Genomic DNA, 15,497 nt, shown 5'->3' with positions numbered 1-15,497 from the left:
ATTCACTTTCAGGACACCTGAGCTAACCTAACAACTCATAACAAATCCAGTTGTAAACAGTTGTTTTCTCTCTTAGCCCGCGCAGGCGGGCTTCGTCCGTATAGCCCCACCCTTGAGGGTGCGGGTTTTTATAAACTTGAATCAATGGATAGGGCTTGGCAAAAAATAAAATTGAACAATCAGAACCTATTGACAGAAAATTCAGTGAATCCCAACTGTTTTTATCCCGTTTCCAGGAGTACAATTCACAACCTATTTAAACACTTTTTAATCGAATCCAATACCGAGCATATTCTTTTTCCTTTTCCGTGCTGAGGGGGAGAATACCTTGACACCGTTCTAACACCGACTCGGGAGGAAATAACGTTGGATTTTCTCGGAGTTCCTGGGATAGTAAATTATAAGCGGCGCGATTCGGGGTAGCAAAATAGAGTCGTTCAATTAAATCCGCTGTTACTTGGGGTTGAAACATAAAATTAATCCAAGCATAAGCGCCTTGAACATTCGGTGCATTTCTGGGAATGACCATCGTATCAGTCCATAATGAACTGCCACTCATGGGGACCACATATTCCAAGTCTGGATTTTCGTCCGAGACGGAAAGCGCATCAAAAGAAAAACCCATCGCCATTTCCAAATCCCCAGCCAAAATCAAATCCCGCCAGCCATCGGTAGTAAAATTAGCTAAAGCAGGCTTAAGATTGACCAAGTGTTCATAGGCGGCCCGAAGTTGAGCGGGGTCCGTGGAATTATAGGAGTAACCGAGCGATCGCAGTCCCGCACCGATGACCTCCCGAACATCATTCATCAAAGTTAGCCGTCGAGAAAGGTCACTCTGATGAGTCCAGAGATAGTCCCAATCATCGGGAGGCGTTGAGAGTTTAGCCGAATTATAAATCAGTCCAGTTGTCCCCCAGGTAAACGGGACACTGTAGCGATTTCCCCGGTCATATTCCGGGTCTTGAAACTTCTCAAATAGATTATCTAGTCCTTGAATCTGCGATCGCTCCAAAGGTCTAAGCAGTTGCAGTTGGACCATCCGTCCCACCATATAATCTGAGGGATAGATAATACTGTAAGAACTGCCACCGCCTGCCTGCATCTTTGCCAACATTGCCTCATTCGAGTCATAAATATCGACAATCACTCGGATACCTGTTTGCTCAGTAAAACTTTCGAGCAAATCTGCATCGGTATAGTCAGCCCAAGTGTAGATAAACAGTTCATTAGCGGCAGTTGAGTCCAACGCCACATTAGAAGCATCCTCATCGAGTTCTGGACTCGGTTGCCCACCCAGGGTCCAGCCACAACTCGACAACGCCAGACCAGAAAGTGCCGCCGCAGACTGTTGTAAAAACTGACGTCGGGTCGGTGTAGCACTGCTCATTCTATATTTTGGGGGTTTCGGAATCCGCACTATTTTTACAAAGTGGTGTGATGACCAAGATTCAGATGAATTAACAATATCGAACCGATGTTTCTAACGGGAGGGGATTTCCGGTTTCCGCATCGGTATTTTGACAAGCAAACATTAATTCCGGGGAGAGTTTTTCATAGTCCAGTTCAGAACCCTGCCGTTTCAGAACATACCCCCGGAGTTCTTTGATCGGCAAATGGGTGAGTTCGTCAATTTCGGGTAAAAATGACCGAAGAATTAGGGAAGCTACCGGCTCAGTTTTAGACAGCAACTTGCTAATCAGCAATTCTTTGATCCCCCATTGATAGCCATAATTGACCTGACTGCCCTCCCGTTGGATGTCAACCACGAAGGATTCTCCATCACTACCGAGAAAGGTCAGAATGGCATTCTTGGGACAGTGGGATTCTATCTCCTCTAAAAATTGATTTACACTGGCTAGATTCATATCAATGTCCGTCCAGATGGTAACGACAAGCGATCGCATCCACAGGTACAGGTGAAGGAGTAGCGCACCCCGGCAGTTGCCGCCTAAGCCGCAGCCAAGGCAATACAATCTGTAGGCAGCCAGTAGGTATAGATCGGCGTCTCAGGATCTGGTAAGCTCGTTCCCGTATTCGGTTGCAAGACCGCCATTTCATCCCCCGAGAGCAGTTCCACCACATACTGAACATGGGTTCCCAAATACATGACCGTTTTGAGGCGGCCCTCAAAGCAGTTTACCTCCACCTCTGGCGGATAGAGACTCAAATTAATTTTTTCCGGTCGAACACTAACGATCGCCCCTGATGCGTTACCACTCCAGGGTTCCGTCGGTTCCACCACAATTTTGAGACCCGTCCCCGTGCGAATTGCCAGGGAGGTGCGATCGCTCCCTTCAATCCGTCCTGGCAACAAATTGGTTTCTCCAATAAAATCTGCCACAAACGGCGATCGGGGACGCTCATAAATGGCACTCGGGGTCCCGATTTGCTCAATCTTGCCCTCATGCATCACAGCAATCCGGTCCGACAAAGAAAGGGCCTCCTCCTGGTCATGAGTCACCATCACAAAAGTCAACCCCAAATCCCGATGCAACGTTGATAACTCAACCTGCATCTGCTTCCTCAACTTCAGGTCCAACGCCCCTAACGGTTCATCCAACAACACAACCGCTGGACGATTCACCAGCGCCCGTGCTAGAGCCACCCGTTGTTGTTGACCTCCCGAGAGCTGAGAGGGATAGCGATTGGCGTAAGACTCCATTTTGACCAATTTGAGCGCTTCTTTGACCCGCTCCTCAATTTCACTTTTCCCACAGCGTTTGATTCGCAACCCAAACGCAATATTTTCCGCAATAGACTGATGATTGAACAGCGCATAACTTTGAAACACCGTATTCACCGGGCGCTGATAAGCCGGAACCTGATTCATGGACTTACCCCGAATCAGGACCTCTCCCGCAGAAGGCGTCTCAAAGCCTCCGATCAATCTTAGGGTCGTTGTTTTGCCACAGCCGGAAGGACCAAGGATACTAAAAAATTCTCCTCGATTAATGTCAAGATCGACACCCCGGACCGCAGTTTCCCCCTCAAACACCTTAAAAACTTTGCGAAGTTCAACGTCGAGGAGGGTATCGTAACCCGTGGCAGCGCTTTGGTGCGTCGTAGCAGATTGAAACATCATGGCGATTCTCGGCGGTGATGCCCCTTATGTAGATTGAACCAGTCCCTCCGCGTCGCCTCTCCTTGATTAAGCCTCCCTTTCGGGAATTAGGAGAATCCCACGCAGAAATCTGGCTTTGGTTTATTCTATCCACATTCCGCATTTAGGTTAATATTTCTCCTCCCCATCTCCCCGATGCTCCTCATCTCCCCGATGCTACCCACATCCCCCCCTGGCCCTAGACATAGCGCAAATTTTAAAATTTAACAACCTTTGACCACTAAATCTAAGATGGCGTATAGTCTTGATCTACAGCTATATGCGGATACGAGAAGAGATTGACTTATGGTTCGAGAATTGGAACGCACGCGCCACCACAGCGATTTTCCCGAAACCGCACCGGCAGCGAATCCGGTGTTTTTTAGGACTTACAGCCGCCGCCAAGATGACGGGCGCGAAACTTGGGATCAAGTCTGCGATCGCACCATTGCTGGATTAGAGAAACTCGGCAATCTCAACTCCGACGAGGTGGCACTCCTCACCCAGATGCAGCAACAACTCAAAACCCTCTCCTCGGGGCGTTGGTTGTGGGTGGGAGGAACGGACTGGATCGAACGCCCGGAAAACTTTTCTGGGGCCTATAACTGTTCCTCGACAAATATTCACGATTGGCGAGCCTTTGGATTATTAATGGGCCTTGCCATGATGGGATGTGGCACCGGCGCAGTCCTCGAACCTCAATATATCAATCAGTTGCCGAAGATTCGCAACCCACTCCAGATCACCTTGCAAGGTGAAATTGGCCTGACCCCGAGCGATCGGCGTCGCCAAGAAACTGAGGTGACTTACGATGGCGATCGGGTCCTCATGAATGTCGGAGACTCCCGGATTGGATGGGTGCAATCCTATCAAACCCTCCTAGAACTCTCCACAGATGAGCGGTTTAATTCAACCGTTGAAGTTGTCGTGGATCTGTGCGATATTCGTCCAGCAGGAGAACCGCTGAAAGGGTTTGGAGGGGTTGCTAATCCAGTTAAATTAACTGACCTTTATAAGCGAGTTGCTTTAATTTTAAATAAAGCAAATGGACGGCAATTAAATTCAGTCGAATGCTGCTTGCTTATTGATGAAGCGGCAAGCACAATAGTGGCAGGCAACATAAGACGCTGTTTGCCGGAAGATGCGCTAGTACATACAGAAGCGGGCTTAGTACCGATTGCTAAAGTGCGGATTGGCGATCGCGTTTTAACCAGTAAAGGGTTTTACCCAGTTACCAACTTTTTTGTTCAAGGAGAGCAATCCCTCTGTCGCATTCGTACCCAGGATGGCATCTTAGACTGTACCCCTGACCATAAAGTAGCCGTACTGACTGATATTTATGGCAACTACAAGATGGTCAAGGCTAAGGATCTCAAAGAAGGCGATCGGCTCATCTTTGTACCTCAATCTATCCCGGGTACTGCAACCGAACTCCCCGAGTTTCGAGGGCAAATTCACTCATCGGCAAAACCCATCCAAATCCCTGCTTTGACTACTGATGTAGCCTACTTTTTAGGATATTTACAGGGGGATGGTTCGGTTGCTTCGGATGGTTCACGAGTCCGGTTCCGAGTTCACGAAGATAGTCCGGCTATCTTAGACCGATTAACTGCCGTTGGTCGGGAGTTTGGTCTGGATACCTACACCCTCCGAACCCCTGAGCAATGCCAGACCAAGGCGTATGAACTGCAATTTAACTCCTCTGCCTTAAACCTGTATCTAAAGCAGTTTAAGCAATCTTTTCAACCCTTGGTTATTCCGGACTGTATTCTCTTAGGAACCATTGATATTCGCGCCTCCTTTTTAGCAGGACTCGCCGATGCCGATGGTTGTCATAGCCAAGGGGTGCTCGTCACTTCCTCCCAGCAGAAATTTCTACAGCAGGTCCAGGCCCTTTATGCCTCTCTAGGCATTACTGTTCGGATGTGTAGTGCCATTCGCAAACGAACAGGAAAATGGGAAGGTGAATTAGTCACGGTAGGCGAAAAAGCGTTTAGCGATGTTGAATCTACCTTTTCTAATTATTCAATTCAATTTGCGACCCAGAAAAAGAACCGCCCGAAGTCATTTAAGGAACATGGCTTTCCAGTCCACATGGTTCGTCCCTTGGTCAATACTTACCAGTATCATTGGGGCGGGAATCAAAAACACATGATTCCGCTAACGTTAAAACGTTACATTCCCGAAGCAACCGACCTCGTTCCGATCAAAGTTGAGCAGGTTGACTTTGATGTTCGCCGTTGTCCTACCTACGATATTGAGGTGGCGACAGTTCATGAGTTTGTCTGCGAGGGCATTCTGGTTTCTAACAGTGCCGGGATGCGCCAGAGCGCAAGCGATGATGAATTGTTTGCCAATGCCAAGATGAATTTATGGCAACAAGATGAGGCGGGAAACTGGCGCATTGACCCGGAAAGAGATGCATTAAGAATGGCAAATCACACAAGGGTTTTTCACCATAAACCGACCCTCAATGAATGTATTGATGCGGTGCGTCAACAATACTATTCTGGGGAAGGAGCTATTCAATGGGCTGGTGAAGCTGTTGCCCGAGCTAGTTGCGATTTAATGCCAACTCGTGAGTCTAAACGGGATTTTCTGAAAGCCTATAACGAGGGCAATGGGAAGCAATGGATAGGCGATCGCTATCCAGAAATCTCTCAAACAGAGTTAGAACATCGGTTATCCCGAGTTGGATTAAATCCATGTGGTGAAATTATTGGTGCAGATTTTCACTGCGTTTCTGGCGATACGATGCTGGTTACGCGAGATGGAATGCACCCGATTCGATCGCTCGTAGGTCAATCGGTGGAAATTTGGAATGGTCAGCGGTGGAGTCGCGTGACTCCGATGTTGACGGGACGCGATCGCCAGCTTTATCGGGTCTCTTTTGCCGATGGGACCTGGTTAGATGTCACCGAAAAACACCGTTTCTTCGTCAGCGATCGCTTCGGTAAAACCTATCTGGAAATGACCACCGCCCAACTACAAGAGCGTCTTTCCACCCACAAATACGCCCTGCACACTGAGCCATTCCAGATTGACTATCAAGATGGCAAATTTGTGGACCCCTTGTGGGCTTACACCCTCGGGCAATTGGTAGGGGATGGCTCCCTCTGCCAATCCAATGGCAAGCCTCAACTCCAACTGCGCTTATATGGAGCCAAAAGCTATCCGGAATTAGCAATCGCCGGTCGGACTTCAGGAAAATTGCGCTATTACGCAGAAAATCCCGAAACCCCTTGCTTGCTTTATACGGGTTTCCAAGACCAATTCGACCCCGAACAAGTCCGCGATTTAAAAGCCCATGCCAAACCTTTGGAAGCCTTGGCCAGTTGGAACCGCGAAGGGATTTTACACTTCATCGCGGGCTTAATTGATGCCGATGGTTCCGCTACGTCAAGCGGTGGCGTTCGGTTGTATTTGTCCGATTATGACCGGGCTTATCGGGTCTATCTGTTATTGCTCAAATGCGGAATTCGCTCCTCAGTTAATTTGCAATCGCGAGCCGGGGAAAGCACCAATTTGGGCATTTGCAGCAAGGATTTGTGGTATTTACAAATCACCGATTGTGCCGCAATTCCTTGTCAGCGCGTTAATACCTCGGGCGGTCATCAACCCACAAATAAAGGCAAATGGCAAATCATTCGCGAGATTGTCCCTATTCAGGGTCAGCATGATACCTTCTGCTTTAACGAACCCGAATTCCATAAGGGCGTTTTCGGTGGAACCCTCACCGGGCAATGCAATTTAGCTGAGATCCATCTGAATCTAATTGACCCCCAAAACGATCGCGAACAAGAAGATGCTTTTGCTGCGGGTGCTTTATCTGTAGCAACCTTGCTCAATCATAAATTCGTGGAACCCCGCTATCAATACAGCCGGGAAATCGATCCGATTGTCGGTGTTTCCTTTACCGGATTGTTTGATTTCTTCGTTCATGCCTTTGGTGTGGATTGGTTGCGCTGGTGGGAACAAGGTCGTCCGGCAACCCCGGAAGGCATTGAATTTAAGCGTCAAGAAGAAGCCTATTTGACGCGCTGGCGAACCGTTGTTCATACTCAGGTTTGGGATTATTGCGATCGCCACGGATTGCGCCGTCCGAATCGTTGCACTACCGTTCAGCCTTCAGGAACCAAATCTTTACTAACTGGCGCATCTCCCGGTTGGCATCCGCCTAAAGCCCAGCGGTTTATTCGCCGAATTACTTTCGGTAAAAATGACCCGGTTGCCTTGGCTTGTATCGACTATGGTTACAGTGTAATTCCCTCCCAATCGGATAAGGATGAAAACGGAAATCTCCTGAATGATCCGTTTGACCCGCGCTGTTCTGAATGGTTGGTGGAAATTCCCATTGCCGTCAGTTGGGCCGATTTACCCGGTGCTGATGAAATTGATATTAGTCAATTTAGTGCCTTGGCTCAAATGGACTTTTACATGAACGTTCAGAGTCACTATGTCACCCATAACACCTCGGCAACGGTGGAAGTTCGGGAGTCAGAAATTGAAGCCCTAGGTAATCGCATTTATGAGGCCATCCAAAACGATGAAGGCTATATTTCTGCGGCCTTACTCGCTCGATTTGACGATCGCCAATCGTTCCCTCGTCTCCCCTTTGAACCCATTGACAAAGCGGAGTACGATCGCCTCAGCGCCGAGGTCTTAGTTCGTCGCAAAACTGATGACTTTAAAAACGCCCTCCAGCGCTATGACCTCGGGGAATTAGCGGAAGCAGGACCTGCCGGTTGCGATTCCGATAAGTGCCTCTTACCGGAAAAAAATCCCTCCTAGGGTCTCGGAGTCGGTAACGCTTAGAAACCGGGTTTCTGGCCAAAAATGATGGCAACTGACCTAAACCCTCGGTGAGAAACCGGGTTTCTGGTCCCCTGGTTCAATCCTGGGGTTCGGGATGCCGACGGCTACTCCGGTCTCAAACGCGCTAGGATACCAGCAGAAGTAGGCAATTCCCCGGGATAGCGAAATCCGGGGGGTATCCTAGCACTGACTGTATTGGCCGCCAAAAGGAGACATTCCATGTTTTTAGATGAACTGAGTCCAATTTTTAAAGAAATGACTGAACATCCGGTTGCCTTTTTGGGTGGGTTTTTCTCCGGGGTGTTCCAACTCAATCTCTCTGATGACCCGGTGAAAAGTTGGCTGGAACAACAAGGAGCCTCCCCCACGGGTTCTTCCACTGGGAATAATAATGGCAGTGGCAGTTACAACAACCGCCCTCAATCTATTTCGATTGACTAGCCGATTTTGTGGATCGGGGACTGCTCAACTTTGAGACAGTCCCTTTTTTAACATTAAAAATGTTTCGTTTAATTCCAGTTATTTGAAGTTTAAAAAAGAACTGAAATCATAAAATAATCCGGAAATTTATTAACTTTTAACTATTAGAATTATCATCAAACATTGAAATTTCCTCAGTTTTTACATTGAAGAAATTCTATAGTCTTGCTAAATTTTGTGTCTAGGCGGAAATGACTGTTTCGAGGCTTCTATCTGAGATAGGGAATAACCCAATTAGAAATTTTATCCAGTTTGTATCTGGGTTGACTGACTTTTAGTCGATTTTATGCTTAAGTCCGACTTTTCTCTGCAAAACAGCAGAAATACTTAAGAAAATGTTGCGTTTTCTATAGTTACCCTAAAGTTAACCCGCCTTGCTGAAAATGCTTCTTTAAGATGGAAAGGAAAGGGCGACTGGGCAAAACCACCCGCTAACCTCTCCAGTCGTCTGATGTAGAACCACTCCAAAGGAAAGGAAGACAAGAACGATGAAGGATGAAACAACACAAAATCCGATTGAGCAGAGTCAATCCCTCGATCGCGACTGTACCACCCTATCCCGGCACGTTTTGCAGCAACTGCAGAGCTTTTCTGCCGACGCTCAGGACCTTAGCGCCTTGATGAACCGGATTGCTTTAGCGGCAAAACTGGTTTCGCGCCGGTTGAGTCGCGCTGGGTTAGTTGAAGGGGTCCTGGGCTTTAGTGGCGACATTAATGTTCAGGGAGAAAGCGTCAAACGCATGGATGTCTATGCCAATGAGGTATTTATCTCCGTTTTCAAGCAAAGTGGCTTGGTTTGTCGCTTGGCATCGGAGGAAATGGAGAAACCCTACTATATCCCGGAAAACTGCCCCATTGGTCGTTATACCCTGCTTTATGACCCCATTGATGGCTCCTCGAATATCGACAGTAACCTGACTGTCGGGTCTATTTTCTCGATTCGCCAACAAGAAGGGAGCGATGAAAATGAGGAAGCCCTAGATTTGCTGCAAAATGGGCGCAAACAACTGGCTGCCGGGTATATCCTCTATGGACCCAGTACCATGCTGGTTTATTCCATTGGCAGGGGGGTTCATTCCTTCACTCTGGATCCCAGTTTGGGCGAGTTTATCTTGTCCAATCAGAATATCAAGATTCCAGAGCATGGAGCGGTTTACAGTGTCAACGAAGGGAACTTCTGGCAGTGGGATGAACCCATTCGAGACTATATCCGTTATGTTCATCGCCATGAAGGCTATACCGCTCGTTATAGTGGGGCTTTAGTGGGGGACTTTCACCGGATCCTCCATGAAGGGGGAGTGTTCATGTATCCTGGAACCATTAAAAAACCCGAGGGTAAATTGCGCCTGCTGTACGAAACTGCACCCCTGGCGTTTTTAATTGAGCAAGCGGGGGGATTGGCAAGTACGGGAACGGAGGAAATCTTAGATGTGGTGCCGGATCAACTACATACCCGTACCCCGGTGATTATTGGCAGTAAAGACGATGTGACCCTGGTAAAATCTTTCATTAACGATCGCAAGCATGAGAAGAACCCGGCGATCGCCACGCATTCATGATGATTTGATGACACACTAGGGCAATCTCCCCTTACATTTTAGGCCGATTCAAAGATAAGCTAAAACTTAAGCGTCAAATGAGCGACTTTCATACCACAGGCAGTCATCATCCGCTTTGAAAACATTCACAATGAAACCCTGTAGTTACCTAGAAACCCAACGAAATAAAACTTATGGCAATCAATCCCTTACTCCAAAAAATAGAACAGGAATATGGTCAAAGTATCTGGATGGATAATTTGAACCGTGATCTCATCAAGTCCGGTGAACTGAAAACACTGATTGAAACCCGAGGATTGCGGGGACTGACTTCTAATCCGTCAATTTTTGAAAAAGCCATTGTCGGAAATGCAATTTATGATGCCGATATCGAAGCAGGCATCAAAGCCAAGAAATCCGTTGATGAAATCTATGAATCTTTAGTATTTGAAGATATTCGCAATGCCTGCGATCATTTTCGCGCCATCTATGATGAAACTGAGGGTTTAGATGGCTATGTCAGTATTGAAGTGCCGCCGAACCTCGCTCTGGAGGCAGAAAAAACTCTTGCCGAAGCCAAGCGCTACTACAAGGCAATTGATCGGGAAAATGTGATGGTGAAGATTCCTGGGACTTCCCAGGGTTTAGAAGCGGTTGAAAAAGTGATTGCTGAGGGGATCAACGTTAATATTACGTTGTTATTTTCTGTAGACAGTTATGTAGAGACGGCGTGGGCTTATATTCGCGGACTGGAAGCGCGAGTCAAGGCGGGTGAAGATATTAGTAAGATTTCTTCGGTGGCGAGTTTCTTTATCAGCCGAATTGATGTGAAAGTTGATGAAGCGATCGACGAGAAACTCCACCACGAGACTGAGCTACAGAAAAAAGCCCAGCTAGAGCAAATCAAGGGCAAGGTGGCGATCGCCAATGCCAAGATTGCTTACCAAAAATACAAAGAAATCGTTCAAAGCGATCGCTGGCAAGCCCTTGCCGCCAAAGGAGCTAACGTCCAACGCTTGCTCTGGGCCTCCACCAGCAGCAAAAATCCCAACTACAGTGATGTCATCTACGTTGATGAACTGATCGGACCGGATACGGTCAACACCCTACCCCCAGCTACCATCGAAGCCTGTGCCGATCATTGCGATGTCGCCAGTCGCATCGAAACCGATGTCGATAAAGCGTACCACCTGATCGAGAACCTGCCCGAATTTGGCATCGACTTGGATCAAATCATGGCCGAACTCTTAGATGAAGGCATTGATAAATTCATTGAACCCTTCGAGTCCCTGATGAGTTCTTTGGAAACCAAAGTTAAAAAACTGGCTCACGCCTAGTTTAGTCAGGATGGGAAAATGGGTACGGCATCACTGCGTTACCCATTTTTCTGCCGCGACAATAACTTTCCAGCAATCATTCCAGTCCCCCCCCTTGCTAAGGGGGGCTAGGGGGGGTCCCCAATCCCCGGGGATAAAGAGGACCCCACCCTAACCCTCCCCTTGCCAAGGGGAGGGGACAAGAGGCAGCCCTAGAGCACAACCGATTGATCGGTCAAGTTCAATCTCGGTTCTTAATGTCTGATGTCCTAACCTGTAACCTCTTTTCAAATCCAGATGGTAACGCTATTAGAAAACCCCCTGCGCGTGGGACTCCAACAAGATCGGATTCCCGAACCGCAGATTTTGATTATTTTCGGGGCCTCCGGGGACCTCACCCAGAGAAAACTCGTTCCGGCAATCTATCAGATGAAATTGGAGCGCAAATTGCCTCCGGAACTGACGATTGTCGGGGTCTCCCGCAGTAAATGGAGTCATGAGTTTTTCCGAGATCATTGTCGCCAAGGCGTCGAAGAATTTGGCAATGGGATTGGTTCAGAAGCGCTTTGGGAAGACTTTGCGAACGGACTGTTCTATTGTCCAGGCGATATAGACAAATCAGAAAGCTACCAGAAACTCAAAGCCTTTCTGAGTGAACTTGATGAAAAACGCGGCACTCGCGAGAACCGCGTGTTTTACCTTTCGGTGGCACCGCGCTTTTTTGCTGAAGCGATCGAGCAACTCGGTGAGGCGGGAATGCTAGGCGATCGCGACAAACAGCGCCTAGTCATTGAAAAACCCTTCGGGCACGATCTGGGTACGGCGCAAATCCTCAACCAAGTCGTCCAAAAAGTCTGCTCAGAAAAGCAGGTTTACCGGATTGACCATTACTTAGGCAAGGAAACCGTCCAGAATTTGCTGGTGTTTCGCTTTGCCAATGCCATTTTTGAACCCCTGTGGAATCGTCAGTTTGTTGAGTGTGTTCAAATCACCGTCGCCGAAACCGTGGGTTTGGAAGGCCGCGCTGGGTATTATGAGTCATCAGGTGCGCTGCGGGATATGGTGCAAAACCACCTGATGCAACTGTTTACCCTGACGGCAATGGAAGCGCCAAACTCCCTCGATGCCGACAGCATCCGCAATGAGAAAGTGAAAGTCCTAGAAGCGACTCACCTGGCGGATATTGAAAATCTGGACCTCTCTGCGACTCGGGGTCAGTACACCTCGGGATGGATGAAAGGGAAGCAGGTTCCAGGCTATCGCGAAGAGGAAGGGGTTGACGAAAACTCAACGACGCCGACTTATGCTGCGCTGAAGCTCTATATCGATAACTGGCGCTGGAAGGGGGTGCCGTTTTACATGAGAACCGCCAAACGGATGCCGAAAAAGGTGACTGAAATTGCGATTCAGTTCCGGGAAGTCCCCTTTTTGATGTTCCAGTCTGCGGCAAAACAAGCGAATCCCAATGTGTTGGCGATGCGGATTCAGCCGAATGAAGGGATTTCCATGCGCTTTGAGGTGAAAACTCCGGGGAACTCGTTGCGGACGCGATCGGTGGATATGGATTTCCGCTACGATACCACCTTCGGTCAGGCGAACACCGATGCCTACAGTCGGCTGTTGATAGACTGTATGTTAGGGGACCAAACCCTGTTTACCCGGGGGGATGAGGTGGAGGAGTCTTGGCGAGTCCTAACTCCCCTGCTGCAAGTTTGGGATGCTCCTTCCGATCCCAAGGCGATCGCCCTTTATGAGGCCGGGACCTGGGGTCCTGTGGAAGCGGAAATGCTGCTCAATCGTAACGATCACCGCTGGCGCAGGCTGTAACCTTTGAAGGATGAAGGATGAAGGATGAAGGGGAATCAGAAAAAGGCAATCGGGAAGAGGTAAAACAACAGAAGACTCAAAACCCTCATCCCTCATCCTTCATCCCTCATCCTTCTGATCAACAATCACTACTCAACACTCAACAATTAAATTAATATGGCTACTCCAATTGTTGCGCTCCAACAACCGAAAGATATTTCCCTGGATGAGATTGAGTCAGAATTGGGTCGAATCTGGCTCTCGGAAAATGGCGGCAGAGCTTCTAGCATTGCCACTCGTGCGGCAACCTTTAGCATGGTGGTTTATGAACCCGAAGAGTTCCAGCAGTTGCTGGGGGCTTTAGGCTTTTACGAAGGGCCCATTGATGGGATTTACGGAACCCTGACCAAGGAAGCGGTTCAGGAAGCCCAAATCACTTACGGAATCAGAGTAACCGGGCGCATTGACCCAGAAACCCTGGTTCGGCTGCGGGAAGAGTATGATAAAATGCCGCCTGAGCACAAGAAAGTCACCAACCCCAATGCCCGAGGGTTCAGCATCAGCGAGGCGATCGCCGCTCAAAATCCCTGCCGCATTATCACCCTCTGTCCCGTCCTTGGTGAAGATGAGGGGGTCACTGCTCAGGTTTCCGCCTATTGTCCTATCCAAAAAGGCAACTCCAGCCGATTAATTTGCTGTGAGTACATCACCCTACGCGGCACCAAGCAAGCGCTGCAGCGAGTCGGGGATTTAGTGGTGTCTCTGATGATTCCGTCCCTGCCAAAATTTGTTTGGTGGAAGGCAACCCCTAATCCAGAACAGGAGTTGTTCCAAAAACTCTCCCAATCCTGCAATTGCATGATTATGGACTCGTCTTACTTTAGTGACCCCGAGTCCGAGTTTCTGAAGATGCAAAAGCTGATCGATGAAGAAACCTATATGGCGGACTTGAACTGGCACCGCCTCACTTCTTGGCAAGAGTTGGCTGCTGCTGCTTTTGACCCCCCGGAACGTCGCGCTTCCCTGGTGGAACTCGATCGGGTGACGATTGACTATGAAAAGGGAAATGCCTCTCAAGCCCTGATGTTCCTGGGTTGGCTCGCGTCTCGCCTCAATTGGCAACCGTTGTCTTACCAGGATGAAGGGGGCGATTACGAGATTCGCCGGGTCTCCTTCAAAGGTCCGGGCGATCGCACGGTAGAAGCAGAGTTAGCCGCTATTCCCACCGCAGATTGGGGGGAAATTAACGGAGATATGGTCGGATTGCGTCTCACTTCTACCAATAGTGAGGCCAATTGCTGCACGATTCTCTGTTCTGAAACCACCGGCTGTATGCGGATGGAGTCTGGCGGTAGCGCTCAAAATTGTCGCACCGAACAGGTGACGCCGTTAACGGACCAAAAGGCGGAATACCTCCTGGGTCAACAGTTACAGCGCTGGGGTCGCGATATGCTTTATGAAGAAAGTCTGTCAGTGACCACTGAGATTCTCAAGTTACGTCAGTAATCTACTTGAGTGGGGCGATCACCAGTTTGTCACGAGGCGATCGCCCCCCTTTTTTTCCCTACAACTGTTCAGGGTCAACTCCCATTTCTCGTAATTTTGCAGCAAGGCGATCGGCTTTGGATTCAGCCAATTCAGCCTGCTGTTGTGCTAATTCAGCTTGCTGTTGAGCCAACTCAGCTTGCTGTTGTGCTGCTTCGTTGGGTAACAAAACGAGAGTTCCATCGGGATGATAAAAGCGTAACCAAGTGATAGAAACTTGCGTTAAAGTTCCCTCCCAATTTCCCAGCCATGCCCCTAGAGTTTCGCACCATAACCATCTCCGTTCATCGGGTTCAATCGGTTGATACTTTTGATTGCCATCCAAGTGCCAACCTTGCAAAGAATTGGGATTATAGGGGTCATAAACGAAATAATCCCGAGTTCGGAATACCCGTTCATAGAGGTCTTTTTTGGGTCCTAGGTCAATTTTTCGGGTACTGGGCGAAGTCAGTTCTACAATCACATCGGGGTAACGCCCCTCTTCCTCCCAGACGACCCATCCCAGGCGATCGCCTGGTTCTACATCCAAAACCGCAAAGAAATCCGGCCCTCTGAAATCTCGATTTTTCGCTTGTTTACTGCTGTAATAAATAAACATATTACCGCCCATAAAATAATCAGTGCGGTCCGGGAATAGGGCAGGCACTGAGTCAATCAGGGCATTCATTGCAATGCGGTGTCGATTACTTTCCAAGGGTTCTCCGTCATCAAAAATTAGGTCCGTAGGAGGCATGGGAGGTTCCCACTCGGCTGCCTCTGGGACTGGGTTAATGGTTTCTGCGATCGCCTCGGCAGACATGGCACTCTACTCCATTGAATTGCTAGGTTTATTGTAACTTAAGTCGATTAAAATTCCCCCATCCCTTCCTCACTGTAGGTTATCCTGATTTGGGAGAC

10 protein-coding genes are annotated in these 15,497 nt (G+C 48.6%); 6 read left to right on the top strand and 4 right to left on the bottom strand.

What is annotated here, in order from left to right; translation table 11 throughout:
* Window positions 1-256: 256 nt before the first annotated feature.
* The 3 genes from NG795_RS04745 to NG795_RS04735 all read right to left on the bottom strand — a co-directional run bounded on the left by NG795_RS04745 (window position 257) and on the right by NG795_RS04735 (window position 3,079).
* Window positions 257-1,387, bottom strand: a complete 1,131-nt coding sequence (locus tag NG795_RS04745) for an ABC transporter substrate-binding protein (RefSeq protein ID WP_367287514.1) — start codon at window positions 1,385-1,387, stop codon at window positions 257-259.
* A 70-nt stretch (window positions 1,388-1,457) separates the two neighbouring features.
* A complete protein-coding gene (locus NG795_RS04740; RefSeq protein WP_367287513.1) occupies window positions 1,458-1,865 on the bottom strand; it encodes a hypothetical protein in 408 nt (135 codons plus the stop codon).
* Between the two features lie 83 nt (window positions 1,866-1,948).
* Window positions 1,949-3,079 carry an ABC transporter ATP-binding protein gene (locus NG795_RS04735; protein WP_367287600.1) on the bottom strand — a complete coding sequence of 377 codons (1,131 nt, stop codon included), beginning with the start codon at window positions 3,077-3,079 and terminating at the stop codon, window positions 1,949-1,951.
* A 327-nt stretch (window positions 3,080-3,406) separates the two neighbouring features.
* Between NG795_RS04735 and nrdJ the strand changes: the two genes are divergently transcribed.
* The 6 genes from nrdJ (at window position 3,407) to opcA (ending at window position 14,561) form a co-directional block, all read left to right on the top strand.
* Window positions 3,407-7,891, top strand: coding sequence for a ribonucleoside-triphosphate reductase, adenosylcobalamin-dependent (gene nrdJ, locus NG795_RS04730; protein ID WP_367287512.1), 4,485 nt, complete (start codon window positions 3,407-3,409; stop codon window positions 7,889-7,891).
* Window positions 7,892-8,134: 243 nt separating this feature from the next.
* Window positions 8,135-8,356, top strand: a complete 222-nt coding sequence (locus NG795_RS04725; protein WP_254567736.1) for a ssl0294 family protein — start codon at window positions 8,135-8,137, stop codon at window positions 8,354-8,356.
* A gap of 527 nt (window positions 8,357-8,883) precedes the next feature.
* Window positions 8,884-9,954: a class 1 fructose-bisphosphatase gene (fbp, locus tag NG795_RS04720; RefSeq protein ID WP_367287511.1), complete on the top strand. Its 1,071-nt coding sequence runs from the start codon at window positions 8,884-8,886 to the stop codon at window positions 9,952-9,954.
* 173 nt (window positions 9,955-10,127) lie between these two features.
* Window positions 10,128-11,270: a transaldolase gene (tal, locus tag NG795_RS04715; protein ID WP_367287510.1), complete on the top strand. Its 1,143-nt coding sequence runs from the start codon at window positions 10,128-10,130 to the stop codon at window positions 11,268-11,270.
* Window positions 11,271-11,546: 276 nt separating this feature from the next.
* Complete coding sequence (zwf, locus tag NG795_RS04710) at window positions 11,547-13,076, top strand: glucose-6-phosphate dehydrogenase (protein ID WP_367287509.1); 1,530 nt, start codon at window positions 11,547-11,549, stop codon at window positions 13,074-13,076.
* Between the two features lie 156 nt (window positions 13,077-13,232).
* Entirely contained in the window at window positions 13,233-14,561 is a 1,329-nt protein-coding gene (gene opcA / locus NG795_RS04705; protein WP_367287508.1) for a glucose-6-phosphate dehydrogenase assembly protein OpcA, read from the top strand.
* Window positions 14,562-14,619: 58 nt separating this feature from the next.
* Here the strand turns inward: opcA and NG795_RS04700 are convergent, their stop codons facing one another.
* Window positions 14,620-15,399, bottom strand: coding sequence for a Uma2 family endonuclease (locus NG795_RS04700; protein ID WP_367287507.1), 780 nt, complete (start codon window positions 15,397-15,399; stop codon window positions 14,620-14,622).
* Between the last annotated feature and the right edge of the window lie 98 nt (window positions 15,400-15,497).

It is taken from the genome of Laspinema palackyanum D2c, assembly GCF_025370875.1.
Taxonomy (GTDB): Bacteria; Cyanobacteriota; Cyanobacteriia; order Cyanobacteriales; family Laspinemataceae; genus Laspinema; species Laspinema palackyanum.
This window is presented reverse-complemented; position numbering and strand designations above follow the sequence as displayed.

Coding starts and splice junctions, on each gene's coding strand:
- NG795_RS04740 (WP_367287513.1), bottom strand. CDS start 1,865: ATGAATCTAGCCAGTGTAAATCAATTTTTAGAGGAGATAGAATCCCAC.
- tal (WP_367287510.1), top strand. CDS start 10,128: ATGGCAATCAATCCCTTACTCCAAAAAATAGAACAGGAATATGGTCAA.
- fbp (WP_367287511.1), top strand. CDS start 8,884: ATGAAGGATGAAACAACACAAAATCCGATTGAGCAGAGTCAATCCCTC.
- nrdJ (WP_367287512.1), top strand. CDS start 3,407: ATGGTTCGAGAATTGGAACGCACGCGCCACCACAGCGATTTTCCCGAA.
- NG795_RS04700 (WP_367287507.1), bottom strand. CDS start 15,399: ATGTCTGCCGAGGCGATCGCAGAAACCATTAACCCAGTCCCAGAGGCA.
- NG795_RS04745 (WP_367287514.1), bottom strand. CDS start 1,387: ATGAGCAGTGCTACACCGACCCGACGTCAGTTTTTACAACAGTCTGCG.
- zwf (WP_367287509.1), top strand. CDS start 11,547: ATGGTAACGCTATTAGAAAACCCCCTGCGCGTGGGACTCCAACAAGAT.
- NG795_RS04735 (WP_367287600.1), bottom strand. CDS start 3,079: ATGTTTCAATCTGCTACGACGCACCAAAGCGCTGCCACGGGTTACGAT.
- opcA (WP_367287508.1), top strand. CDS start 13,233: ATGGCTACTCCAATTGTTGCGCTCCAACAACCGAAAGATATTTCCCTG.
- NG795_RS04725 (WP_254567736.1), top strand. CDS start 8,135: ATGTTTTTAGATGAACTGAGTCCAATTTTTAAAGAAATGACTGAACAT.